This window comes from Variovorax sp. 3319, from assembly GCF_031456585.1.
In the GTDB taxonomy this organism is placed as follows: domain Bacteria; phylum Pseudomonadota; class Gammaproteobacteria; order Burkholderiales; family Burkholderiaceae_C; genus Variovorax; species Variovorax paradoxus_P.
In genome coordinates, this window is the sequence record NZ_JAVDUZ010000010.1 from 175,873 (window position 1) to 200,287 (window position 24,415).

General features: G+C 65.7%; 26 protein-coding genes. 11 read left to right on the forward strand and 15 right to left on the reverse strand.

Features of this window, described 5'->3' with window-relative positions; translation table 11 throughout:
- Positions 1 to 175 precede the first annotated feature (175 nt).
- Both J2X67_RS20430 and J2X67_RS20435 read right to left on the reverse strand, forming a co-directional pair.
- Complete coding sequence (locus J2X67_RS20430; RefSeq protein WP_309955901.1) at positions 176 to 538, reverse strand: hypothetical protein; 363 nt, start codon at positions 536 to 538, stop codon at positions 176 to 178.
- On the reverse strand, positions 535 to 1,128 hold the full coding sequence (locus J2X67_RS20435; RefSeq protein ID WP_309955903.1) for a cob(I)yrinic acid a,c-diamide adenosyltransferase: 594 nt from the start codon (positions 1,126 to 1,128) through the stop codon (positions 535 to 537). The genes J2X67_RS20430 and J2X67_RS20435 overlap by 4 nt, the downstream gene beginning before the upstream one ends.
- A 245-nt stretch (positions 1,129 to 1,373) precedes the next feature.
- Between J2X67_RS20435 and J2X67_RS20440 the strand changes: the two genes are divergently transcribed.
- A complete protein-coding gene (locus J2X67_RS20440; protein ID WP_309955905.1) occupies positions 1,374 to 2,798 on the forward strand; it encodes an FAD-linked oxidase C-terminal domain-containing protein in 1,425 nt (474 codons plus the stop codon).
- Between the two features lie 71 nt (positions 2,799 to 2,869).
- Here the strand turns inward: J2X67_RS20440 and J2X67_RS20445 are convergent, their stop codons facing one another.
- The 10 genes from J2X67_RS20445 to J2X67_RS20490 form a co-directional block, all read right to left on the reverse strand.
- A complete protein-coding gene (locus J2X67_RS20445) occupies positions 2,870 to 3,760 on the reverse strand; it encodes a CsgG/HfaB family protein (protein WP_309955907.1) in 891 nt (296 codons plus the stop codon).
- Positions 3,761 to 3,867: 107 nt separating this feature from the next.
- Positions 3,868 to 4,818 (reverse strand): ParB/RepB/Spo0J family partition protein, encoded by a 951-nt coding sequence (locus tag J2X67_RS20450; RefSeq protein ID WP_309955908.1) that lies wholly within the window; start codon positions 4,816 to 4,818, stop codon positions 3,868 to 3,870.
- Complete coding sequence (locus J2X67_RS20455) at positions 4,818 to 5,363, reverse strand: alpha/beta hydrolase (RefSeq protein WP_309955910.1); 546 nt, start codon at positions 5,361 to 5,363, stop codon at positions 4,818 to 4,820. Before J2X67_RS20455 ends, J2X67_RS20450 begins: the two co-directional genes overlap by 1 nt.
- 42 nt (positions 5,364 to 5,405) lie before the next feature.
- Entirely contained in the window at positions 5,406 to 6,317 is a 912-nt protein-coding gene (locus J2X67_RS20460) for a ParA family protein (RefSeq protein WP_309955913.1), read from the reverse strand.
- A gap of 7 nt (positions 6,318 to 6,324) precedes the next feature.
- Complete coding sequence (locus J2X67_RS20465; protein ID WP_309955914.1) at positions 6,325 to 6,939, reverse strand: LysE family transporter; 615 nt, start codon at positions 6,937 to 6,939, stop codon at positions 6,325 to 6,327.
- 115 nt (positions 6,940 to 7,054) lie between these two features.
- Positions 7,055 to 7,696, reverse strand: coding sequence for a 16S rRNA (guanine(527)-N(7))-methyltransferase RsmG (gene rsmG, locus J2X67_RS20470; RefSeq protein WP_309955916.1), 642 nt, complete (start codon positions 7,694 to 7,696; stop codon positions 7,055 to 7,057).
- Positions 7,693 to 9,654 carry a tRNA uridine-5-carboxymethylaminomethyl(34) synthesis enzyme MnmG gene (mnmG, locus tag J2X67_RS20475; protein WP_309955918.1) on the reverse strand — a complete coding sequence of 654 codons (1,962 nt, stop codon included), beginning with the start codon at positions 9,652 to 9,654 and terminating at the stop codon, positions 7,693 to 7,695. The genes rsmG and mnmG overlap by 4 nt, the downstream gene beginning before the upstream one ends.
- Before the next feature lie 179 nt (positions 9,655 to 9,833).
- Complete coding sequence (locus J2X67_RS20480) at positions 9,834 to 10,721, reverse strand: transglutaminase family protein (RefSeq protein WP_309955920.1); 888 nt, start codon at positions 10,719 to 10,721, stop codon at positions 9,834 to 9,836.
- 31 nt (positions 10,722 to 10,752) lie between these two features.
- Positions 10,753 to 10,899, reverse strand: coding sequence for a hypothetical protein (locus tag J2X67_RS20485; protein ID WP_281148969.1), 147 nt, complete (start codon positions 10,897 to 10,899; stop codon positions 10,753 to 10,755).
- Positions 10,899 to 11,084, reverse strand: coding sequence for a DUF1328 family protein (locus tag J2X67_RS20490; protein ID WP_281148968.1), 186 nt, complete (start codon positions 11,082 to 11,084; stop codon positions 10,899 to 10,901). Before J2X67_RS20490 ends, J2X67_RS20485 begins: the two co-directional genes overlap by 1 nt.
- A 181-nt stretch (positions 11,085 to 11,265) precedes the next feature.
- On the opposite strand from J2X67_RS20490, the gene gstA reads away from it, so the two are divergent.
- The 6 genes from gstA (at position 11,266) to J2X67_RS20520 (ending at position 16,857) form a co-directional block, all read left to right on the forward strand.
- A complete protein-coding gene (gene gstA, locus J2X67_RS20495; RefSeq protein WP_309955924.1) occupies positions 11,266 to 11,874 on the forward strand; it encodes a glutathione transferase GstA in 609 nt (202 codons plus the stop codon).
- Positions 11,875 to 12,017: 143 nt separating this feature from the next.
- Positions 12,018 to 12,800: an enoyl-CoA hydratase-related protein gene (locus tag J2X67_RS20500; RefSeq protein WP_309955926.1), complete on the forward strand. Its 783-nt coding sequence runs from the start codon at positions 12,018 to 12,020 to the stop codon at positions 12,798 to 12,800.
- A gap of 26 nt (positions 12,801 to 12,826) precedes the next feature.
- Entirely contained in the window at positions 12,827 to 14,671 is a 1,845-nt protein-coding gene (locus J2X67_RS20505; RefSeq protein WP_309956117.1) for an acyclic terpene utilization AtuA family protein, read from the forward strand.
- A 97-nt stretch (positions 14,672 to 14,768) separates the two neighbouring features.
- Complete coding sequence (locus tag J2X67_RS20510) at positions 14,769 to 15,872, forward strand: alkene reductase (protein ID WP_309955928.1); 1,104 nt, start codon at positions 14,769 to 14,771, stop codon at positions 15,870 to 15,872.
- 71 nt (positions 15,873 to 15,943) lie between these two features.
- Positions 15,944 to 16,429, forward strand: a complete 486-nt coding sequence (locus J2X67_RS20515; RefSeq protein WP_309955930.1) for a RidA family protein — start codon at positions 15,944 to 15,946, stop codon at positions 16,427 to 16,429.
- Positions 16,426 to 16,857 carry a VOC family protein gene (locus J2X67_RS20520; protein WP_409050522.1) on the forward strand — a complete coding sequence of 144 codons (432 nt, stop codon included), beginning with the start codon at positions 16,426 to 16,428 and terminating at the stop codon, positions 16,855 to 16,857. The genes J2X67_RS20515 and J2X67_RS20520 overlap by 4 nt, the downstream gene beginning before the upstream one ends.
- Here J2X67_RS20520 and J2X67_RS20525 read toward each other — a convergent pair.
- Both J2X67_RS20525 and J2X67_RS20530 read right to left on the reverse strand, forming a co-directional pair.
- A complete protein-coding gene (locus tag J2X67_RS20525) occupies positions 16,809 to 18,269 on the reverse strand; it encodes a sensor histidine kinase (RefSeq protein ID WP_309955932.1) in 1,461 nt (486 codons plus the stop codon). The genes J2X67_RS20520 and J2X67_RS20525 overlap by 49 nt on opposite strands.
- Complete coding sequence (locus tag J2X67_RS20530; protein ID WP_309955934.1) at positions 18,266 to 18,955, reverse strand: response regulator transcription factor; 690 nt, start codon at positions 18,953 to 18,955, stop codon at positions 18,266 to 18,268. Before J2X67_RS20530 ends, J2X67_RS20525 begins: the two co-directional genes overlap by 4 nt.
- A 139-nt stretch (positions 18,956 to 19,094) precedes the next feature.
- Here J2X67_RS20530 and J2X67_RS20535 point away from each other — a divergent pair, with 139 nt between their 5' ends.
- The 4 genes from J2X67_RS20535 to J2X67_RS20550 all read left to right on the forward strand — a co-directional run bounded on the left by J2X67_RS20535 (position 19,095) and on the right by J2X67_RS20550 (position 22,072).
- Positions 19,095 to 19,937 carry an alpha/beta fold hydrolase gene (locus J2X67_RS20535; RefSeq protein ID WP_309955935.1) on the forward strand — a complete coding sequence of 281 codons (843 nt, stop codon included), beginning with the start codon at positions 19,095 to 19,097 and terminating at the stop codon, positions 19,935 to 19,937.
- 12 nt (positions 19,938 to 19,949) lie between these two features.
- Complete coding sequence (locus J2X67_RS20540) at positions 19,950 to 20,243, forward strand: acyl carrier protein (protein ID WP_309955937.1); 294 nt, start codon at positions 19,950 to 19,952, stop codon at positions 20,241 to 20,243.
- Complete coding sequence (locus J2X67_RS20545; RefSeq protein ID WP_309955939.1) at positions 20,240 to 21,517, forward strand: beta-ketoacyl-[acyl-carrier-protein] synthase family protein; 1,278 nt, start codon at positions 20,240 to 20,242, stop codon at positions 21,515 to 21,517. The genes J2X67_RS20540 and J2X67_RS20545 overlap by 4 nt, the downstream gene beginning before the upstream one ends.
- A 72-nt stretch (positions 21,518 to 21,589) precedes the next feature.
- The gene (locus J2X67_RS20550; protein ID WP_309955941.1) at positions 21,590 to 22,072 is read left to right on the forward strand and encodes a GNAT family N-acetyltransferase; all 483 of its coding nucleotides are present in this window, start codon (positions 21,590 to 21,592) and stop codon (positions 22,070 to 22,072) included.
- A 29-nt stretch (positions 22,073 to 22,101) separates the two neighbouring features.
- Here the strand turns inward: J2X67_RS20550 and J2X67_RS20555 are convergent, their stop codons facing one another.
- Positions 22,102 to 24,342, reverse strand: coding sequence for a heavy metal translocating P-type ATPase (locus J2X67_RS20555; protein ID WP_309955944.1), 2,241 nt, complete (start codon positions 24,340 to 24,342; stop codon positions 22,102 to 22,104).
- Positions 24,343 to 24,415 lie beyond the last annotated feature (73 nt).

Genomic DNA, 24,415 nt, shown 5'->3' on the forward strand with positions numbered 1-24,415 from the left:
TCGCTTTGTGCGTGTTCAAGAGCTTGTTTGGCGGCTCTTGTTCGCGGCGCGCTTGTTCGGGGCGCTCCTGTTCGGGGCGCGTGCAAAGGCCACCGGGTACTCCCCTCCGCGAATGTCCCCCGTCGGCGGGTGCGCCGCCCTGAACAACAGCGTCGAAGCCGCCCGCATATTCAATTCAGGGTGCATTCCCTTGCGGCCCCACCGGCGGCGGCGCAGCGCGCCCACTCGAACCCGGTGCAAGCTTGCGCCCAAAGGACTCGCCCACCCTGCGCACCGGCCGGCTGGCTTTTTCCGATACGTTGTTGACGCCACGCCGGGTTGCGCCTTCCGCCCGGTCGATACCGCGGCCGGCGGCGTTGGTGCCGCGCTGCACGCTGTTGACGACCTTGCTGTCGCGCGGCGGCGGCTTGAGCGTGTGGGCACGCTCTGCCTTGGGTGGGTTGTCCGCGCTCTGCGCATGCGCGGCGGAAACGGACAACAGCAGGGCCGCTGCTGCTGCAACGGAAAGCACGTGGGCAGTTGTCTTCAACGTCTTCATGAGGGGTTTCCTTCGTCTTTGGCATCGGCGGCCGCTGCACGCGCCATGCGCTCGCTCTTCCAGTACACATCGTCGCCGCCGTTCATGCGGTTGAGCACACGTGCGAGCACAAAGAGCAGGTCGCTGAGCCGGTTGAGATATTGACGCAGTGCGTCGTTGAGTTCGGCCGTTGTACCAAGCGCCACCACGGCACGCTCGGCCCGCCGCGCCACAGTGCGGCACACGTGCGCAAGCGATGCCGCGCGCGTGCCCGCGGGCAAGATGAATTCGGCCAGGCGCGGCAAGGCGGCGTTGTGCTCGGCCAGGGCGTTGTCCAGCTGCAGCAGCGCATCGGCCTTCAGCAACGTGTAGCCCGGCATCGAGAGCTCGCCGCCCAGGTTGAACAGCTGGTGCTGCACATCGACCAGCAGCTCGCGCACGGGCTCTGGCATGGGCTCGCACAGCAGCAGGCCTATTTGCGAGTTGAGTTCGTCCACGTCGCCCATGGCATGCACGCGCAAGTGGTCCTTGGGCACGCGCGTGTTGTCGCCCAGGCCTGTGGTGCCGTCGTCACCGGTACGGGTGGCAATTTGCGAAAGTCGGTTGCCCATGGGCGCTCCTGTTCTTGTGTTCTTCTACGGCCCGAACCCCGGAGGCGTCGATCTTGCCGGGCCGCCGCTGCAGGCCTGCAAGATGCTGCTGGTCGTGGCTGCAAAGGCAATGGATGAGGCTGCGCCCAATGAGCAGTCAGCGAGCGTCGTAGGGTTCATGGCTCTTTCCGAAGCGCATTATGGTGCTCGCTCCGTAAAATGGCCCAACAACACCTTCGCACCCACATCATTCCAGGAGACACCCGATGAATGCCCCGACCCAAACCTCGCACCTGCTGCCGGAGCTTCATCTGCGCGACGTACCCGCCGCCCTCATCGAAGGGCTGAAGGCCCGCTTCGGCGCCAACTGTTCCACGGCCATGGCGGTGCGCACCCAGCACGGCCGCGACGAGTCGTCGTTCGACGCCCCTCCTCCTTCGGCCGTGGTGTTTGCCGAAAGCACGCAAGACGTGGCCGACGCCGTAACACTCGCGAGCGAACACAGCGTGCCGGTCATTCCCTTCGGTGTGGGCTCATCGCTCGAAGGCCATCTGCTGGCGGTGCAAGGCGGTATCAGCATCGACGTGTCGCGCATGAACAAGGTGCTGTCGGTCAACGCCGACGACCTCACAGTGACGGTGCAGCCCGGCGTCACGCGCAAGCAGCTCAATGAAGAGATCAAAAGCACGGGCCTGTTCTTCCCCATCGATCCGGGTGCGGACGCCTCCATTGGCGGCATGACGGCCACGCGCGCGAGCGGCACGAATGCGGTGCGCTACGGCACGATGCGCGAGAACGTGCTGGCGCTCGAAGTGGTCACGGCCAGCGGCGACGTCATTCGCACCGGCACGCGCGCCAAGAAATCGTCCGCCGGCTACGACCTCACGCGCCTCATGGTGGGCAGCGAAGGCACGCTGGGCGTGGTCACCGAGGTCACGCTGCGCATCTATCCGCTGCCCGAGGCCGTATCGGCCGCGATCTGCTCGTTCCCGAGCATCGAGGCCGCGGTGCGCACCACCATCGAGACCATTCAGCTGGGCGTGCCGATTGCGCGCGTGGAACTCATCGACGTGAACACCGTGCGCATGGTGAACGCCTACGCCAAGCTCGACCTGCGCGAAGAGCCGATGCTGCTGATGGAATTCCACGGCTCGCCGGCCGGTGTGAAGGAGCAAGCCGAAACCGTGCAAGAGCTCGCGAGCGGCCACGGCGGCAATGCCTTCGAATGGGCCAGCACGCCCGAAGAACGCACCCGCCTGTGGACGGCGCGGCACAACAGCTACTTTGCCGCCGTGCAGTCGCGCCCCGGCTGCCGCGTGATCTCCACCGACACCTGTGTGCCCATCTCGCGCCTGGCCGATTGCCTGCTCGACTCGGTGGCCGAGGCGGATGCCAGCGGCATCCCCTACTTTCTGGTCGGCCACGTGGGCGACGGCAATTTCCACTTCGGCTACCTGCTCGACCCGAACGTTCCCGAAGAGCGCGTGAAGGCCGAAAAGCTCAACCACGACCTGGTGAGCCGCGCGCTGGCGCTCGAAGGCACCTGCACCGGCGAGCACGGCGTGGGGCTGCACAAGATGGACTTCCTGGTGACGGAAGCGGGCGTGGGCGCCATCGACATGATGCGCACGATCAAGCGTGCGCTCGATCCGAAGAACATCATGAATCCCGGAAAGATCTTCGCGCTCTGATCCGCTCGAAGACGCATTGAAAAAGCCCGGGGCTCTTGCGAGCCGCCGGGCTTTTTGCCAGTTGCCGCGCGTTACCTGCGGCGGCGGGCCGGTTGCTCTGCCGGAGCCGAAGTTTGCGACGGCGCTGCGCCGCCGTCCACGCCCAGCCGGCCACCGCCGCCAAGGCCTTGGCCGCGTACGGTCTGTGCCTTGTAGTTGCGCAGCGAGCGAACCATCTGGTTGAACGCGTCCATGAAGGCCGCGGCAATGACCTTGCCTTGCGCCGTGTTCGTGTAGCCACCGAGTCCGCCGCCGGCACGGCCGCCGAATACCGAGCCGAAGGCGCCGAAGTCGGTCTTGGAGGCGCTGCCCTCCGAAGCCGCGACCTGCACGCCGGAGCGGTTGTCGATGAGGGTCAGGAGCGCGCTGGCTTCCTTGGTCTGCATGCTGCCGCCAACTGCGGCCAGGGCACGGCCACGGTTGCCGCCCACCAGGCCGCCCAAGGCGCCGCCGATACCGCCGGCGTCGCTGTTGCTGAAGACGATCTCGGGCGAAAGGCCGTAGTCCGAAGCCACCATCTGGCCGCGTCCGAAGTTGCTGCCGCCGCGCATTTCGCCCGACTGCATCAGCGCGCGTTCACGGTTCATGGCGTTCATGCCGGCAGCGCCGCGCTCGACCACCACGAAGCAGTTCGATTGCTGCACGAGCAGGCGCAGCAGGTTGGCCGTAGGCGGCAAGCGGTATTCACCGGTAAGGATGGTGTACCAGCCGGAGTTGACGTTCTCGATGAGCGAGACGGTGCCAAGCGGCGACTCGCAGCGCTCGAGCTGGCTGCTTTCGCCCGCGGTCGCCGAGCCGGCGGCGCTGCCGGTGGCGGTGGTCTTGGCAGACTGGCTGCCCATCTGCATGTCGGTGGTTACGCAGCCGGTCAGCAGCAGCGCGCCCACGGCCACGGCCGCGAACGGAAACTTGTTGAGCTTCATGAAGAACTCCCTCTCCTCGAAATTTGCGGTTTGAAAATTAGCGGAGAGGATACGCGTAAAAGATTGCAAGAAACAATCACGCAAACGTTCGATGCACAGCCTCGTAACTAGGCCGTTCGGCGGATACGTTCTATCAGGCCGTTGAGCGCCTCGATGGAGCCGAAGTGAATGGCAAGCTCGCCGCTTTCCTCGAGCTTGCCGCCCCGCTTGCTGCGCTTCTTGATGCGAACCTCCACCTCTGCGGTGAGCAGGTCGGCCAGTTCTTCTTCCACGCGCTGCAGGTCGCGCGACTTTTCGCCGTCGTTGCCGCGGCGTGACGGCGTCAGGGTGAACTCGGCGGCGAGCCGCTTCACCAGCGCTTCGGCCTCGCGCACCGACATCTTCTTGGCGGCGATCTGGTTGGCAGCGGTGATCTGCGTGCCACGGTCCAGCGACAGCAGCGCGCGGGCATGGCCCATGTCGATGTCGCCTGCCATCAGCATTTGCTGCGCAGGCTCGGCCAGGTTCAACAGGCGCAGCAGGTTGCTGGCGGCGCTGCGCGACCGTCCCACGGCTTGTGCGGCCGCTTCGTGAGTGAGCCCAAACTCCGAAACGAGGCGTTGCAGGCCTTGGGCTTCTTCGAGCGGGTTCAGGTCTTCGCGCTGGATGTTCTCGATCAGCGACATGGCCGCTGCGGACTCGTTGGGCACGTCGCGCACCAGCACCGGCACCCGGTCGAGGCCGGCGAGCCTGGCGGCGCGGAAGCGGCGCTCGCCCGCGATGATTTCGTATTCGGCGTTCTTGGCAGCGGCCGATTCCGCATCGAGCCGGCGCACCAGGATCGGCTGCATGATGCCCTGCGCCTTGATGCTCTCGGCCAGTTCGTACAGCGCGCCTTCGTCCATGCGCGTGCGCGGCTGGTAAACGCCGGCCACCATCTGGTCGAGCATCAGGGTGTTCGGGTTTTGCGCGGCTGTGCCCTCTTCCGACCCATTGTTGTTGTCCGCGGCGGGTGCGGCCGTCGGGCCGAGCAGCGCTTCGAGGCCGCGCCCCAGGCCCTTGGGTTTCTTGGTCGCCATCAGTGCTTGTCTTTCGAGATTTCGTTCAATAGTTGCCGGCCTAGGGGCCAGTCGCCCAGGCCGGACTCGGCATTCAAATGGCCGCCGGCGCCAGCGTCGACGAAGCGCGCGCCCCAGTCTTCGGCCATTTGGCGCGAACGCATGGCGTCGCAGTAGGGATCGTCGCTCGCGGCAATCAGCACCGACGGAAACGGCAGCGGCTTGCGCACGATGGGGGCCCAACCGGGAATCATCTGGCGCAAGTCGTCACGCTCCAGGTCTCCAGGCGCAACCAGCAGCGCGCCGAGCACCTTGTGCGTGTTGCGCGAATGCGCGGCCCAGGCGGCCACCAGAATGCAGCCGAGGCTGTGCGCCGCAAAGGCTACCGGGCCGGGCGCGGCCAGCACTTCTTCCTCGAGCCGCGCGGACCAGTCGCCGCGCAGTGGGCGCATCCAGTCATGCTGCTCGACCCGGCGATCGCCATAGAGCGACTCCCATCGGGTTTGCCAATGGCCGGGGCCGCTGTTCTGCCAGCCCGGCAGCAACAGGATGCGTGAGGTTGTCATTTGCTTGCTAGAACTTTGAAGGCGCGCATCTTCGCCGAGGCGTCAGATGCTTTTTTCGCTGGTGTCGGGTGCGGCCGCGGGTGCCAGCACGTCTTCGGGAATTGCAAGGTTGGGAGCGGCCGGCGCCACCTCTGCAATCGGAGGCGCCACAGCGCCAGACGCGAATGCACTGGCGGGCGGCATCTTCTCGACCAGCTCCTTGGCAAAGGCAATGAAGGCCTGGCTGCCGCGGGCTGCAGGGTCGAACACCACGCCCGGGAGCCCGTAACTCGGCGCCTCGGCAAGCCGCACGTTGCGCGGAATGACCGTGTCGAACACCTTGTCGCCAAAGTGGGACTTGAGTTGCTCGCTCACCTGCTGCTGCAGCGTGATGCGCGGATCGAACATCACGCGCAGCAGGCCGATGATCTGCAGGTTCTTGTTGAGATTGGCGTGCACCTGCTTGATGGTGTTGACAAGGTCGGTCAGCCCTTCGAGCGCAAAGTACTCGCACTGCATCGGCACGATCACGCCATGGGCGGCGCACAGGCCATTGAGCGTGAGCAGGCTCAGGCTCGGCGGGCAGTCGATCAGCACGAAGTCGTACTCGGCGCCGACGGCGGCCAGTGCGGTGCGCAAGCGCTTCTCGCGGCGGTCGAGCGCCACCATTTCCACCTCGGCGCCCGCCAGTTCGCGGTTGGCGCCGAGCACGTCATAGCCGCAGCCGCCCTCCACCAGCTTGTCGGCCTGCACGCGCGCCTCGGCCACGGACGCCGATTCGAGCAGCACGTCGTACACCGTCAACTCCAGCTGGCGCTTGTCGATGCCCGAACCCATGGTTGCGTTGCCCTGGGGATCGAGGTCGATCATCAACACCCGCTGGCCGACCTTGGCCAAGCCGGCGGCAAGGTTGACGGTGGTGGTTGTCTTGCCGACGCCGCCCTTTTGGTTGGCAATGCAAAAAATCTTGGCCATGTGAGGATCAGCGGGAAATGGCGAGCTTGACGCCGAAGGCAATCAGGAAGACGCCAGCAAGCTTTTCAAGAGCGCCCGAAATACGTGGGTTGGCGCGAATGCGTTCGGCCAGGAAGTGCGTGAGCAGCGTGGACGTGAGGCCGTACATGAAGGTGAGCACTGCAATCGTCACGGCCATGGCGCCGAAAGTGATCAGGCCCTGATGCCGCGCGGGGTCGACGAACAGCGGAAAGAAGGCCATGTAGAACACGATTGCCTTGGGGTTCAGCACAGTGATCATCAATGCCTGCCGCAAGAAATGGCTCGGCCGAATGTTGAGGATGGGTGCTGAGCCGGGCTTGGCGAGCAGCATCTTGAAGCCGAGCCAGGCAAGGTAGGCGGCGCCCAACCATTGCACCGCCTTGAATGCGGTGGGATATGCGGCCAGCACCGCAGACACGCCTGCGACTGCCGCCCACATGAGGAACTGGTCTCCGATGATCACTCCCATGGTGGCAGCCAACCCGCCACGAATCCCGCCTTTGCTGGTCGAAGTGATCAGCGCCAGATTGCCCGGGCCGGGAATCAGAAGAAACAGGATGATGGCAGCGACGAATGCGCCGTAGTCAGCAATGCCGAACATGGGATTTGCCTCGAAAAAGAGAGCCAAGGGGAGGCGTCGAGTCTAAGCGAGGCGAGCGCCGCAGAGAGCGCAGCGCGCCGGCTTTCACCGAGGGTGGCGCTTCTTTTTTGCCGATTCAGCCGGGTTCTTGGCGGGCCCAGACGATGCAACGCTCGGCATCCAAGCCGGGAACTGCCAGTTGTTCCACGTGAAACACTCTGACAGCTTCTGGCAGAACTGCGAGTTCGTCCGTCGGCACTTTGCCCTTCATGGCCAACCAGAGACCCCCCGGCGCCAGCAGATGCTTCGAACCATTGAAGAAATCCGCCAGCGATGCGAAAGCGCGGGAGCTGATGACTTCGTAGCTGCCCGTGAGTGACTCGACCCGGGCATGCAGTCCGCGCAGATTAGGCAACTCCAGTTCAGCGGCTACCTGCTGAACAAAGGCCGCCTTCTTGGCAACTGCGTCGAGGCAACTCACGTCAAGGTCAGGCCGCATGATGGCGATCACCACGCCCGGCAGCCCACCGCCGGAGCCAACGTCGAGCAGCTTGCCCTTCCCTGCCCACTCGCGCTGCAGCGGCGCTACTGCGGCCAAACTGTCGAGCAGATGATGCGTGAGCACACTGGCCGGATCGCGCAGAGCCGTCAGGTTGTAGACCTTGTTCCACTTGAGCATGAGCGTGCCGTAGGCCAGCAACTGCTCTGCCTGCTTGTCGGACAAAGCTGTGCCCAAGGCTGCCGCGCCCTGGCGCAGCGTATCAATGGGCGCGCTCATTGGGCGGATTGCGATTCGGGAGTCGCTGCCTCCGTGGCCGCGTCACGGTTGAAAGCCTTGTGGCCGCCTTTTCGCAGATGGATCATCAGCAAGGAAATTGCAGCAGGCGTTACACCCGAGATGCGCGAAGCCAGGCCAAGCGTTTCTGGCCTGTGCTTGTCGAGCTTTTGGCGGACCTCAAAGCTCAGCGCCTTGACTTGGCTGTAGTCAAAATCAGCCGGCAGGCGCAGGTTCTCGAAGTGGGCGGCGCGTTCAACTTCGTCATGCTGCCGCTCGATGTAGCCGGAGTACTTGGCCGAGATTTCGATCTGCTCGATTTCTGTTTCGCTGAGCGCCGAGGCCGCGCTGTACTTTCCACCGTCAAGCGACATCAGGGTTTGATAGTTCACATCCGGGCGGCGTAGCAGGTCGGCCAGGTTGTATTCATGCTCAATGGCCTTGCCGAGCACCCGTTCAGATTCCGCCGCAGGCAAGTTGCGCGGATTCACCCAGATCGACTTAAGCCGTTGTGTTTCACGTGAAACAGCATCGCGCTTGCGGCTGAAGGAGTCCCACTGCTCGTCGCTCACCAGTCCAAGCTTGCGCCCTGCTTCGGTCAGGCGCATGTCGGCGTTGTCTTCGCGCAGCTGCAATCGAAACTCGGCACGGCTCGTAAACATGCGGTACGGCTCGGTCACGCCCTTGGTAATCAGGTCATCGACCAGAACGCCCAAGTACGCTTCGTCGCGGCGCGGTAGCCAGGCATCTTCGTCCCGGCATTGCAGCGCGGCATTGATGCCGGCAAACAGGCCTTGGGCGGCAGCCTCTTCGTAACCCGTGGTGCCATTGATCTGGCCGGCAAAGAACAGACCCTTGACTGCTCGGGTTTCAAAGCTGCTCTTCAGTTCGCGCGGATCGAAGTAGTCGTATTCGATGGCGTAACCAGGCCGCAGGATGTGGGCGTTCTCGAGCCCCGGCATCGAGCGCACCAATTGGTACTGAATGTCGAACGGCAGGCTGGTCGAGATTCCGTTCGGGTAGTACTCATTGGTCGTCAGCCCTTCGGGCTCGAGAAAGATCTGGTGGCTTTCCTTGTCGGCAAAGCGGTTGATCTTGTCTTCGACACTGGGGCAGTAGCGCGGACCCACGCCGTCGATCTTGCCGGTGAACATCGGGCTGCGGTCGAAGCCCGAGCGAATGATGTCGTGCGTGCGCTCGTTGGTGTGCGTGATCCAGCAGGCCATTTGCTGCGGGTGCATGTCCACCCGCCCCATGAAGCTGAACACCGGCATCGGCCCTGCCCCGCCCGGCATGCCGTCGCCCGGCTGTTCGGTGCACTTCGAAAAGTCGATGGTGCGGCCGTCGAGCCGTGGAGGCGTACCGGTCTTGAGCCGACCCTGGGGCAGCTTCAGTTCCTTGAGCCGCGCCGACAGGCTGATGGCTGGTGGGTCGCCTGCGCGCCCGGCCTGGTAGTTGTCGAGACCGACGTGAATGCGGCCGTCGAGAAAAGTCCCGGCGGTAAGCACCACGGTGCGCGCACGAAAAGCAATGCCCACCTGCGTCACGGCGCCCACCACCCTGTCGCCCTCCACCATCAGGTCATCGACCGCTTGCTGGAAGAGGCTCAGGTTTGGCTGGTTCTCCAGGCGGCGGCGGATGGCGGCCTTGTACAAGACGCGGTCGGCCTGCGCGCGGGTGGCGCGCACGGCCGGGCCCTTGCTCGAATTGAGAATGCGAAACTGAATGCCCGCCTCGTCGGTTGCAATGGCCATGGCGCCGCCGAGTGCATCGACCTCTTTCACCAGGTGGCCCTTGCCGATGCCGCCGATTGACGGGTTGCAGCTCATCTGCCCCAGCGTCTCGATGTTGTGGGAGAGCAAAAGCGTCTTCGCGCCCATGCGGGCAGCAGCAAGCGCGGCTTCGGTGCCGGCGTGGCCGCCACCAACGACGATCACATCGAATTCTTCGGGATACAGCATGAGAGAAGGGCGCACTGACGCGTGCGCTGCGCAAAGGGGGCACCAATTTTAATCGGGGGTGCCGCTTTGCGCCCGGAATGGGGGCAACGTGGTTAATCGCCCCGAAAAGGGCGTAAATCTACGCCTTTACTGCCAAGATGCTATCTATTTGATAGCACACGGACGAGGCGGGATAAGGCCTAATCAGCTGCCGCGGCCAATTCCACCACAGGCACAGGCTTCTCGATACCCACCAGCGCACCCGTAGGCTCGGGTTCTGCCGGGGGCGCCACGCTCTCGTCCTGCAGTTCGCGAATCACCAGCGTCTTGTCCGTCATGGCCACGGCGCCGAATATCGTGCAGAAGGCCACGTCCTTGGCGTCGCGCCCGGTGCCCACGCGCACCAGCCGGTCGACCGGCGCCATGCGCGTCGGATCGAACAGCACCCATCGCCCGCCAAGCCAGGCTTCGAACACGGCATGGAAGTCTTGCGGCGGTTCATCGAACCACACATAGCCCACCACCAGCCGCGCCGGAATGTTCAGCGCGCGGCAGAAGGTAATGCCCAGGTGCGCAAAGTCGCGGCAAACACCCGCACGTTCCACGAACACCTCGCGTGCGGTGGTCGTCGAGTCGCTGCTGCCGGGCTCATAGGTAATGCTGTCGTGAATCCAGTCGACGATGGCCTGCACGCGGCCAATGCCCGGCGCAAGGTCGCCAAAAAGCTGCTGCGCACAGCGAGACATCAGGTCCGACTCGCAGTAGCGCGACGGCATCATGTAGTGGAGTATTTCGTTCGGCACCTCGTTGACAGGCACCTCCTGCAGATCGAGCGGAACGTCGACCTGCCTGCGCTGCACGGTTGCGCTGTAGCGAATCTTCAGCGGCCCGGGCTTGGCGTCGAAGCGCACAAAGCGATTGCCGCTCGACTCGTCGCAATACACCTGCACCTCCGTCGGCGGCTCGACAGTCAGCGATTCCCTGACCACGGCTTGCGAGCCCGCTTGCGCAGCCTCGATGTTGAGCAGCATGTGCGCGGGCGCGCTCACTTCGTAGCCGAGCTCTGCCTCTATGTGGGAGATGTGCATGCGCGCCTTGGGTTGTACGTTGTCGATCGATTCAGGCGTGCCGCCGGCGCGAGCGATGCTCCGGCAGCTGCCAATGCGTTTGAGTCACCAGCAGCACGCGCATCACGCGGTGCGCCGGGCTTTGCAGCAGCACACCCAGCGGACGCGCGCGCGGCCACCTCGGAACAAGACTGCGCATCAGTCGATGGCCTTTTTCACTGCCCCGATTCCCAATGCAGCGAGAACCACGAACACCACTGCCAACAGCAGGAACAGGCCGAACAGCAGCTTGGCAATACCCGCCGCACCGGCGGCAACGCCGCCGAAGCCCAGCACACCTGCCACCAGCGAGATGACCGCAAAAATGATTGCGTACTTCAACATCTGAGACTCCTTGCGGTGGGCCACCCCACCAGTGCGGCGAGCTTAGAAAGAGCCCGGCGCTGCACCGATAGTCGGCGCGCGCGAGCGGCCGTAGGACAAAACGCGCATCTCGAAACCCGCTAGCATGCACGGCGGTTCAAAGATCTTTTTTAGCTATCCACATTCTTCGGAGATTCCTCGCATGAAGCTGTATTACTCGCCCGGCGCCTGCTCGCTCTCACCCCACATCGCGCTGCACGAAGCCGGAATCGCCTTCGAGCCCGTGCTGGCCAGCACCAAGAGCCACAAGCTGCAAGACGGCACCGACTACTACGGCATCAACCCGCTGGGCTATGTGCCGCTGCTCGAGCTCGATGACGGCACGCGCCTGCGCGAAGGCCCGGCCATCGTCCAGTACATTGCCGATCTCGCACCCACCAAAAATCTTGCCCCGGCCGCCGGCACCCTGCAGCGCTATCGCCTGCAGGAGTGGCTGACCTTCATCGGCACCGAAATGCACAAGGGCTACAGCCCGCTGTTCAACTCGGCCATGCCCGAAGAAGCCAAGAACATCTTCAAGGACAAACTCAAGTCGCGCTACCAATGGCTCGACGGCCAGCTTGCAGACAAGCAGTACCTCATGGGCGAGCACTTCAGCGTGGCCGACGGCTATCTGTTCACCGTGACCAACTGGGCCAAGCCCACCGGCCTCGACATTTCGGGCTTCGCCAACCTGCAGGCATGGCATGCGCGCGTTGGCGCCCGCCCCGCCGTCCAGGAGGCAATGAAGGCCGAAGGCCTGCTGAAGTAAGAAGAAGCGTTCTGAACGCACCTGCAAGCAGCCGGACCCTCTAGGGAAAACCCCGGCCGCTTCAGCCACAAGCCGCATGTTGCGGCTTTTTTTTCGCGCCACGCTACGGGCTCGACTCCAGATCCCGAAGCGAAGGACCGACGATGGCCGAAGCCCTCTCCCCACCAGAGCTGCGCGAAGAAATGCGCGGGCCCGTGATGTGGCTCATCATCGACCGCGAAGAGCGCCGCAACGCGATCAACGCGGGCGTGCTCTCGGCCATGTCAAATGCCCTGGCGCGCGCCAATCAGGACCGCGCGGTGCGTGCCGTGGTCATTACCGGCAGCGGCACGCGCGCCTTCTGCGCCGGTGCCGATCTGCAAAGCGGCACCTCCTTCAAGTTCGACTACGCCGAGCCGCATCAAGGCTTTGCAACCCTCTTTCGCCAGGCGCGGCAATCGACTGTGCCGCTCATCGCGCGCGTCAACGGTGCCTGCATGGCGGGCGGCATGGGCATCATGGGCATGTGCGACATGGCCGTGGCAGGCAGCCACGCTGTGTTCGGCCTGCCGGAGGTCAAGGTAGGCCTCTTCCCCGCGCAAGTGCTCAGCGTGCTTGGCAACCTGCTGCCGCGGCGCGTGCTGGCCGAGATGTGCATCACCGGCGAACCCATCACCGCCGCAGAGGCCCTCGGCTACCGGCTCGTCAACCACGTGAGCGACGACCTCGATGCGAGTGTCGACGGGCTGCTCGGCCGCATGCTCGACAAGTCGCCCGCCGCCATACGCCGCGGCCTCTACACCATGAAGAAGATCGAAGCCATGGCCTTCGAGGAATCGATGGCGTTCACCGAAAGCCAGATCGGCCTCTTCGCGCTGACCGAGGATGCAGCCGAAGGCCAACTCGCCTTCCGCGAAAAGCGCAAGCCGCAGTGGAGCGGCCGGTGAACCGAATCGGCAGCCAGCCGCAACGCATGGTGCGCATTGGCGGCGCATCGGGCTTCTGGGGCGACAGCAGCGTGGGCGCACCGCAGCTCGTGTCGAGCGGACACATCGACTACCTCGTGTTCGACTACCTTGCCGAACTCACGATGTCGATCCTCGCGGGTGCGCGGCTCAAGAAGCCGGAGCTCGGCTACGCAACCGACTTTGTCTCGGTTGCAATGAAGGCCGTGCTGAAGGACATCGTGCAGCAAGGCATCCGCGTGGTGAGCAACGCGGGCGGCGTCAATCCGCAAGGCTGTGCCAACGCGCTTGCCGCACTGGCCGCCGAGCAAGGCATCGCGCTGAAGATCGCGGTAGTGAGCGGCGACGATGTATTGCCTTTGCTGCCGCAACTGCGCCAGGCGCAACCACCCGTGCGCGAACTGCAAAGCGGTGCTCCGCTGCCCGAGCGCGTGCTCACGGCCAATGCGTATCTTGGCGCGAGGCCCATCCAGGCCGCTCTGGATGCAGGTGCGCAGGTGGTCATCACCGGCCGCTGCGTCGACTCGGCTGTGACGCTGGGCGTGCTGATGCACGAGTTCGGCTGGCAACCCGGCGACCACGACCTGCTTGCAGCCGGCAGCCTTGCCGGCCACATCATCGAATGCGGTTGCCAGGCCACGGGCGGCCTGCACACAGACTGGGACACCGTGCCCGACTGGCCGAACATCGGCTATCCGATCGTCGAATGCAGCGCCGACGGGAGCTTTGTCGTCACCAAGCCCGCGGGCACGGGCGGCAAGATCACGCCGGCCGTCGTGGGCGAGCAGATGCTGTACGAAATCGGCGATCCGTCGGCCTACCTGCTGCCCGACGTAGTGGCCGACTTCACGCAGGTTCGCATCGAACAAGCCGGTGAACACCGCGTGCGCGTGCACGGCGCGCGCGGCCGCCCTCCCACCGCAAGCTACAAGGTGTGCGCCACGTACGTCGACGGGTTCAAGACGGCATCGCAGCTCACCATCGTCGGCTTCGACGCAGCTGCGAAGGCACGCCGCACGGGCGAGGCGATCCTCACGCGCACGAGCACGCTGTTCGCGCAGCAGGGCTTCGGCCCCTACAGCGGCACGCAGCTCGAAGTGCTCGGCGCAGAGTCCTGCTACGGTCCGCACGCAAGTGCCTTGCAGACGCGCGAAGCCGTGCTCCGGCTCGCGGTCACGCATCCGCGCAAGGAGGCGCTCGAGCTCTTCGCGCGCGAAGTGGCACCGGCCGGTACCTCATGGGCGCCGGGCACCACCGGCGCGGGCGGCGGGCGCTCGCCGGTGTCGCCTTCGATCCGCCAGTACGCATTCCTGCTCGACAAGTCGAAGGTCGAGCCGGGCGTGACGATCGACGGGCAGCGCATCGAAGTGCCGCGCGATGCCGTTCCGCAGGCCATCGATGCAATGTCGCCGGAGGCACCGGCGGATGCCAAAGCCGTGGAGTCATCCCTGGACGATGCTGCCGACGAAACCGATGCCATCGAAGTGCCGCTCATCCGCCTTGCCTGGGCCCGCAGCGGCGACAAGGGCGACACATCGAACATCGGCGTCATCGCACGCCATCCTGCCCTGTTGCCGCTGCTGCGCATTCAACTGACCGAAGCACGCGTGGCCGACTGGCTTGCTCATCTGGTCAAGGGCCCCGTCACGCGCTACGAAGTGCCGGGCATCGGTGCCTTCAACTTCGTCTGCGAACAGGCGCTGGGCGGCGGCGGCATGGCGTCGCTGCGCAACGATGCGCTAGGCAAGGGCATGGGACAGGTCCTGCTCGCACTGCCCGTGCGCGTGAGCGCCTCCCGGCTCGCGCTGCTGGAGGCAAGCGCCCCCGCACATCGAGCCGCTTCGCACACCTAGCAGCAAACGGGCAACCGTGCCTCAGCAGGGTTGGCCCTGAAGGCTTAGCCTCGCGGCCTCCGTCACACTTTTTCCGGCACTCTTCCGGCTACACGCAATGCCTTCTCTTTTCGACCCCGTACAAGCCGGCGACCTGCAACTCGCCAACCGCATCGTGATGGCGCCGCTCACGCGCAACCGCTCGCCGAATGCCATTCCGCGCGACATTACCGCCACCTACTATGCGCAGCGCGCTACGGCCGGCCTGCTCATCACCGAAGCCACCGCCATCAGCCACCAGGGCCAGGGCTATGCCGACGTGCCGGGCCTCTACGGCACCGAGCAGCTCGACGGCTGGAAGCGCGTGACCGACGCGGTGCACGCCAAGGGCGGCAAGATCGTGGTCCAGCTCTGGCATGTGGGCCGCGTGTCGCACACCGAACTGCAACCTGACGGAGGCAAGCCAGTCGCACCTTCGGCCGTCACGGCCAAGACCAAGACCGTGCTCATCAAGGACGGCGTGCCGACCTTTGTCGAAACCTCGGAGCCCCGCGCGCTCGACGCCGAAGAGCTGCCCGGCATCGTCCACACCTACGCCGCTGCCGCACGCAACGCGGTGGAAACCGCCGGCTTCGACGGCGTGGAACTGCACGGCGCCAACGGCTACCTGCTCGACCAGTTCCTGAAAGACGGCAGCAACAAGCGCACCGACGACTACGGCGGCAGCATCGAGAACCGCGCCCGCCTGCTGCTCGAAGCCACGCGCGCCGTGGTCGATGCCGTCGGCGGCGGCAAGACCGGCATCCGCCTGTCGCCCGTCACGCCCGCCAACGACGTGCACGACTCCGACCCGCAGCCGCTCTTCACCTATGTAGTGAAGCAGCTCGCGCCGCTCGGCCTCGCCTACATCCACATCATCGAAGGCGCCACCGGCGGCCCGCGCGAAATCGAAGACCGCCCCTTCGACTACGAAGCACTCAAGGCCGCCTACCGCCAGGCCGGCGGCAAGGGCGCATGGATGGTCAACAACGGCTACGACAAGCCGCTCGCGGACGAAGCCGTCAAGGAAGGCGACGACCTGGTTGCGTTCGGCAAGCCCTTCATCGCCAACCCCGACCTGGTGCGCCGCCTGCGCGAAAACGCTCCGCTCAATGAAGTGGACAAGGCCACGATGTACGGCGGCGGCACCAAGGGCTACACGGACTATCCGACGCTAGCCTGAGTTCGCAAGGCGGCCCGAGGGCCATGGCAAGATGCGGCGGCGCAACCACCCGCCACAGGAGAGAAAACACCATGGCCCGCATCGAACAGCGACTCGCAACCCTGGGCCTCGTGCTGCCGCCGCCGGTTTCGCCGCCGACCGGCGTGGTGCTGCCTTTCAGCTTCGTGCGCATCGCCGGCAACCGCGCGCTCATCTCGGGCCACGGCCCGCTCAACCCGGACGGCACCATAGCCGCGCCGCTCGGCAAGCTGGGCCGCGAGCTGACCGTGGAACAGGGCTATGCATCGGCACGGCTCACCGCATTGGCAATGCTGGGCAGCCTGCAGCGCGCTCTCGGCGACCTGGACCGCATTACCGCCTGGACGCGCGTGTTCGGCATGGTGGCCTCCGCGCCCGGATTCGACAAGCAGCCCGCCGTCATCAACGGCTTCTCGGACCTGGTGCTCGAACTCTTCGGGCCCGACGTGGGCGCGCACGCGCGCAGTGCCGTGGGCATGGCCGAGCTTCCGTTCAACATCCCTGTCGAGATCGAAGGCGAAGTGGAGTTCGAAGCTTGAGCACCATCCAACCCGGCAGGCTGCATCACGTCGCCGTCATCTGCGCCGACTACGCGGTGTCCAAGCGCTTCTATACCGAAGTGCTGGGCCTGCGCGTCATCGCCGAAAACTACCGCGCCGCGCGCGACTCGTACAAGCTGGATCTCGCATTGCCCGACGGCTCTCAGATCGAGCTGTTTTCTTTTCCGGGTGCACCGCCGCGCCCCACCCGCCCCGAGGCGCAAGGCCTGCGCCACCTGGCCTTCGAAGTGCCCGATGTGCAGGCCGCGGCCGACGCGCTGGCCGCGCAAGGCATTGCGGTGGAGCCACTGCGCATCGACGAATACACCGGCCGCCGCTTCACCTTCTTTGCAGACCCCGACGGCCTGCCGCTGGAACTCTACGAGGCCGGGCCGGAGGCCGCACCCGGACCCGGCGCATTGCCGTAGCCGTCCTGCAGCGGAAGATGATGCAGCTGCGCAAAGGTCACGCTCACCCGCAACCCGGAGGGCTCGGCGGCATCGAGCCGCAACTCGGCCCCAAGCAGTTCTGCATAGCGCGCGACGATCGACAGGCCCAGACCTGAACCCTGGCCCAGCTTCTGGCCTGCGGGGCCTTGCGCCCAGCGCTGCATCAGGTCGCGCTGCGCCTCGAGCGGAATGCCGGGGCCGTCGTCGATCACGCTCAGCGTGCGGCCTTCCAGTTCGACGGTGATGGTCCGTCCGCCGTAGCGCAGTGCGTTGTCGATCAGGTTGTCGAGGATGCCTTCGACAAGCGCTTCGTTCGCCAGCACCGTAATGCGCTCGTCAAGGCCGCGCGCGCCCAGGTCGACACCGCGCGCATCGGCGCGGGCGAGGTGCCGCAGCACCGTTTGTTCTGCAAGCGCGTCGAGCCGCACGGGTTCGCGCGCAAGGCCGGTACGCGCCTCGTCGGCAAGCGCCAGCGCCAGCAGCTGGTCGATGAGATGGCTTGCGCGGGCCTGCCGCTCGGCAACGCGCACAAGCTGTTCGCGCCACACAGTGGAATCGTGTTGTGCAAGCCCGTATTCGGCCAGCGCGCGAATGCCGGCAAGCGGCGTGCGCAGCTCGTGCGCCACGTTGCCCACGAACTCGCGCTGCGCACGCACGCTGTGGTTCAACCGCTCGAACAGTGCGTTGACCGCATTGCCCAGGCGCTCTACCTCGCGCGAGGTGTCGACCACCGCCACCGGTGAAAGGTCGTACACGTCGCGGCGGTCCAGCGCCTGCTGGAGTTCGCCGAGCGGACGCAGGTCGCGCCGTATGCCACGCCAGAGCCACACGGCAAGCAAAACGAGCAGCAGCGCCTGCGGCGTGAGTGCAAAGCCGAGCAGCTGCCGCACCAGCGCCGCACGGCTGAGCGTGGTTTGCGCAATGATCACGCGGTACGGCATGAGCACCGCAGGGTCGGCGCCATGGTCGAGCACCACCGCGCGCAAGACCTTGCCCTCATAAGTCACATCCGAGAAGCGATAGCGAGCGCCATCCTCCGGCAGCGCAGCGTTGAGGCCCGCCTGGCCCGAGATCAACGTGCCGTCGAGGCGCTGCACGGCAAAGTACACCTGGTCGACCTGATCGAACAGCACCGAAGCCACTTCGCGCGGCGACAGCAGCAATTCGATGCCGCGTTCTCCCGCCTGCACGTTGGCAGAGAGCGCATAGGCATCGTCGAGCATGCTGCGGTCGAATGCCCGTTCCGAAAAATAATTGGCCACCACAAGCGCAATGACCGCGCCCAGCATCCAGGTAAGCGCCAACGGCACCAGCACGTTGCGCAGCACGCGGCGCGTGAGCGAAGGCGCGGCCTTCTGCCGGTGCGGCGCAGCGGGTGCGGTGCGGTTCACACTTCGGCTTCGAGCAGGTAGCCGATGCCGCGCAGCGTGCGAATGCCCGCGCCCGAGCCCACCAGCTTCTTGCGCAGGCGCGAAATGAAAGCCTCCAGCGCGTTGTCGCCCAGCGACTCGTCGAAGCTCGACAGCTTGTCGGACAGCGCGCGCTTGCTCACCGTGCGGCCCGGCGGACTCATCAGCTCCCACAGCACTTCGAACTCGCGCGCGGGCAGGTCGAGCGGCCCGTTCGCAGTCGAAAAGCGGCGCGCCTTGCGGTCTAGCTTCAGGTGGCCGAGCAGCACGATGTCTTCGGTTCCCTTGGCACGCCGCACCAGTGCGCGCAGGCGGGCTTCAACCTCTGCCAGATCGAAGGGCTTGCCCAGGTAGTCGTCGGCGCCCGCATCGAGCCCGGCAATGCGTTCTTCGGTACGGCCGCGCGCCGTGAGCACCAGCACCGGCGTGCGGTCGCCTCGCGCGCGCGCCTGGCGCAGGGCGTTGAGGCCGCTCGCCAGCCCGCTCGTCGGGCTTGCCGTGGCTGGCAGGTTCAGGTCGAGCAGCACTGCGTCGAAGGGCTGCACACGCCAAAGGTGGTCGGCGTCTTCCACATTGGTCGAAACATCGACCCGATGGCCGGCATCCGCAAGGCTGCGCAGCATCACGTCGCGCAGTACGGCATCGTCTTCGACAAGCAGGATTCGCATGGTGTGTGTGGTGGGTTGAGAGGCCTATTCTTGCGCGAAGGAGGGTCAGCGGCCGGTCAGTGCCCAGCGGCGATAAACGCGCCATGAGCATACGACAGCAACCTGCCGCACGGGTCCTTTTTGGCCCCCTTGCAAAGCAATGAGCGCCCGCGATCCCTCCGACGTGCTGAGCGTGCTGCACCCTGCGGTGCGCCGCACGGCCATCGTGCTGCTGCATGGTTTATGCAGCACACCTGACGAGCTCCTGACCGTGCAATCGTCCCTGCGCGGCAGCGGCTATTCGGTGCATCCGATGCGGGTCGACGGCTACTCGTTCGATGCGGCCGCACCGGTGCAGCATGCAAGGCCCTACGAGCGCTGGATCGACGCCATCGAGGCGCAGGTAAAGGCGCTGCGCGAAGGGCACGAACGCGTGATTCTGGTCGGCATTTCCGCCGGCTCGTCCCTCGCGCTCGGTGCGGCCATTCGCTGCGGCCGCGAAGTGGATGCAATGGTGCTGATGTCGACCACCCTGCGCTTCGACGGATGGGCCATTCCGCGCACGCACATGCTGCTGCCGCTTGCGCTGTACACGCCGCTCGGCCGGCTGTGGCAGTACCGCGAGCGTGCGCCCTACGGTGTAAAGAACGAGCGCGTGCGCGCATGGATCGAGCGCGAGTTGCGGCAGCGCAAGGTGTCGAGCGCCGGCAGCGCGCTGATCGGCATTGGCCACCTGCGCGAGCACGACCGGTTGATTCGCCACGTGAGGCGCAACCTTGGGCGCGTGCAATGCGCCAGCGTTCTTGCGTTGCATGCACGGCAGGACGAAGTGGCCAGCGTGGCCAACCTCGACATTCTTGCGCGCGGACTCCGCTGCAAGGAATTCCGCACCGTGGTGCTGCCCGACAGCTATCACATGATCACCATCGACAACGACCGCCACCACGTTGCGCGCGAGACGCTCGCATTCGCCGATGCCGTGGCCCATGGATTGCCCGCCTGAAAGAAACCCCTCATGTCTTCTTCCCTGTCCTCACTGATCTTCAACAGCATCACCGCCATCCTGGTCGGCAAGTTCGATGTCGAGCGAACGGCCGTTACTCCAGACACCGCGTTGTCCGACCTGGGTCTCGATTCACTCGGCCTGATGGAATTCGTCTTTGCGGTGGAAGATGCTTTCCATCTTCGCCTGCCCGAAGACCGGCTCGATCCGCGTGAGGCCGGCATCACGATCCAGCGCCTGTGCGAAGCCATCGAGGCGCAGATCAATTGCGAGGCCGAATCGCAACCGATGGCCGCCCACGCATGAACAGCGGCATCGCCCGTTCGACGCACGGCGCCTCTGCGCCTGTGCTTGTAGCGGGCATGGGCTTCGTCACACCGTTGGGCCACACCGTGGAGGCTTTCGACGACGCACTCTTCAACGGACGTTCCGCGGTGCGCGCGCAAACGCTTCGCATCAAGGGCCTCGACCCGATAGACCTTGCCGTGGCCGCCTGCGAGTTCGAATCGTCAGGCGTGCGCAGCAGCTCGCGCCTGCCGCTCGACCGCGGCACCGCGATGGCGCTTGCGGCGGCCCGCGATGCCGGCGCCAGCGCGGGGCTCACCCCCGGCAGCGTGGAGCCCGAACGCCTCGGTATCTTCTGGGGAAGCGGCCTGGCCGGTGCAGGCGCCTTCGACGACACCACGCAAGCGCTCTATGGCGAGCAGCGCCGCATGCGGCCCACCACGGTGCTCACTGTGATGCCCAACGCCGCAGTGGCAGAACTCGCATTGCAGTTCGGTGCGCAAGGCGCCGCCATTGCCTACGCCTGCGCCTGCGCGTCTTCGGCCGTGGCCATCGGCGAGGCGATGCGCGCCATTCGCGGTGGCTGGATCGACGTGGCGATTGCAGGCGGACACGACGCCATGCTCACGCCGGGCGTGATGGCCAGCTGGCACGCGATGCGGGTAACGGCACCATTGCCTCCCGGTGCACCCGAAAGCGCCTGCAGGCCGTTCTCCAACGATCGCGCAGGCTTTGCACTCGGCGAGGGTGCGGTTGCCCTGGTGCTCGAATCCGAAGCGCATGCGCGTGCACGCAATGCAGCGCGCGAGTCGGCGCTCGCACCGCTCGCACTCGTGGGCTACGCCACCAACTGCGACGCCACACACATCACCAACCCCGACCCTTGCGGCCAGGTGCGCGCCATGCGTGCTGCGCTGCGCGACGCGGGCATCGATGCCGCGCAGGTCGGCCACATCAACGCGCACGGCACCGCCACACGGGCGGGCGATGCCGCGGAGGCTGCTTCCGTGCGCGAGGTCTTCGGCAATGCAACGCCGGTGAGCGCCACCAAGGCCATTCATGGCCACGTGCTCGGCGGCGGCGGCGCGATGGAGCTGGCCGCCGCACTGCGCACGCTGGAGCGCGGCCTGCTTCCGCCTACAGCCAACCTGCGGTTGCCAGATGCGGCTTTCGACGTGGACTTTGTGCGAGGCGAAGCACGTGAAGCACGCGACCTTCGCTACGCGCTTTCCAATTCTTTCGCCTTTGGCGGCACCAATGCCGTGCTGATAGCCGGCCGCGCAACAGACCTCTGAAGCAGCACGCGCAAGCAACTCCATACTGGGTATGCTGGCGGCCTCATTCGCATCCGCAGACAACCAGCCATCATGCGCAGGCTTGCAACACCTCAAGATCTCGAAGCGGTCTTCTCCATCTACATGCACGAGCGGGTCGTGCCCTTTCTGGGCTACGACCCGATGCCGCTGGACGAATTCCGCGCCATCTACAAAGAGCTGCTCGACAGCCGCAACTTCTACATCTATGAAGACAACGGCCGCGTGGCGGGCTTCTACCGCGCATCACGCTATCCCGGCCGCGTGCGTCACGTTGCATGCTTTGGCACGCTGGCAGTCGATCCGGCGCTGCATGGCAAGGGCATTGCGCACGCAATGGTGAGCGATGCCATCGAGCATTTGAAGGCGGACGGCGTGAAGCGCATCGAGCTTTACGTGGAAAGCGACAACGCACCCGGGCTGCGCTTCTACAAGAAACTGGGCTTCGAGCACGAAGGCACGCTGCGCAAGTTCTACAAGCGTGCGGACGAGGCCGAATACATCGACGACCAGTTGCTTGCGCTACTGATCGACTGATTCGAGCAAAGCCCTGGAGGCTCCAGGCCTCAGGGCTTCCAGCGTCGCAGCAACAGCGCGTTGGCCATCACGCTCACGCTCGAGAGTGCCATGGCCGCACCTGCCACCACGGGGCTCAGCAGTCCGAACGCGGCAAGCGGAATACCGGCCACGTTGTAGGCAAAGGCCCAGAACAGGTTCTGCCTGATCTTGGCCACCGTGCGTGCAGAAAGCTCGAGTGCCTCGGCCACCAGCGCCAGGTCGCCGCGCATCAGCGTGATGCCGGCGGCTTCCATTGCCACGTCTGTGCCGCCACCCGAAGGCGCCATTGCAATGCCGACATCGGCTGCGGCGAGTGCGGGTGCATCGTTGGCGCCGTCGCCAACCATCGCAACCACATGGCCCTCTTCGCGCAGTGCGCTGACCTGAGCTGCCTTGTCGGCAGGCAGCACATCGGCGCGCACGTCCGCAGCCGCAATGCCCAGCCGAGCCGCCATGGCTTGGGCAGCACGCACGTTGTCGCCCGAGATCATCACCACGCGCAAGCCCCGCGCACGCAATGTGCGAACGGCTTGCGCGGCCTCTGGCTTCGGCTCGTCGGCAAAGGCCAGCAAGGCTTGCACCTGCGCCGCGCCTGCCGCATCGAAGCGCAACAGGGCCGACACGGTGGCACCCTGCGCATGCAGGCGCTCGAGCTGCACGGCATCGGGAGCAACGCCCAGTTCAGCGCACCAGCGCAGGCTTGCAATGGCCCACTGCTCGCCATTCACGTCACCGCGAACGCCGCGGCCGGGCATTGCCTGCATCGTGCCCAGGCGCGGCACCTTCAACCCGCGTTGCAAGGCGGCAGCAACGACGGCACGCGCCAGCGGATGTTCGCTGCCGCCTTGCAGGCTCGCGGCAGTTGCAAGCAGCCCGGCTTCGTCGCCAGGGTCTCCCGCGGGAACAAGCGCCGTCAGCACCGGGCGGCCGAGCGTCAGCGTGCCTGTCTTGTCGAAGGCCACGGTGCCGACCCGGTGCGCAACCTCCAGCGCGCGCGCATCCTTGATGAGAATGCCGCGGCGTGCCGCAACGCCGGTGCCGGCCATTACCGCGACTGGCGTTGCAAGTCCCAGCGCGCACGGGCAGGCAATAACCAGCACCGCCACGGCGTGGATCATTGCAACCTCGATACCGGCGCCCGCCAGCAGCCAGCCTGCCAGCGTGGCGAGTGCAATCAGCAGCACCACGGGCACGAACACGGCCGCCACCTGGTCGACCAGCCGCTGGATCGGCGCCTTTGCGGCCTGTGCGTCCTCGACCAGGCGGATGATGCGCGCGAGCACGCTTTCGGCACCGACCGCCTTCACTTCGACGACCATGCGGCCATCGCCGTTGACGGCACCGCCCGTGAGCGCATCTCCGGGGCCCTTGGCCACTGGCAGCGGTTCGCCGGTGAGCATGGATTCATCGACTTCGGACTGCCCTTCGATCACGCGCGCATCGGCCGGCACGCGTTCGCCCGGCCTCACTGCGAGCCTGTCGCCCACCATCACTTCGGCGAGCGGTACATCGGTTTCGCCGCGCTGGCCGACAAGGTGCGCCACCTCGGGCCGCAATTGCTGCAGCGCGCGAATGGCCGAGGTAGCCTGCCGCTTGGCGCGCGCTTCGAGCCACTTGCCGAGCAGCACCAGCGTGATCACCACGGCCGATGCCTCGAAGTAGAGATGCGGCGCGGTGCCATGCCCTGCGTGCTCGCCCCCGGCCGCACGCCACCAGAGCCAGAGCGACAACCCGAAGGCCGCGCTGGTGCCGAGCGCCACCAGCAGGTCCATGTTGCCGGTGCCGGCCCTTGCAGCATGCCAACCCGCGCGATAGAAGCGCGCGCCCAGCCAGAACTGCACCGGCGCCGCCAGCAGCAGTTGAACCCACGGCGGAAGCATCCAGTCCTGCCCGAAGGGTTGTCCCAGCATGGGCGCCAGCAACGGTATGGAGAGCAGGAGCCCGATGCCCACCGGACCGAAGCCGTGCCACGGCGATACCGCCGCGGCCTCGTCAGCCGCATTGCCTGCCACGCGCGGTTCGTAGCCGGCGGCACGCACGGCACGGCGCAGGCGGGCGTCCATGTCTTCTCCGTCAGCCGCCACCACGCGGGCCGATTCGGTGGCCAGGTTCACGCTGACGTCCTGCACGCCGGGCACGCTCTTTAGCGCGCGCTCCACTCGCATCACGCACGATGCGCAGGTCATGCCGCCAACGGAAAGATCCAGGGTGCTCATGGGGTTGAAAGGGTAGTGCTGCAGATTTTCCATGCACTGAAGGTAAGGTCTCACATCATGGCAAGGTCAAGCGCAAGGCGCAGTGCCCCTGCGCTGGACATTGACA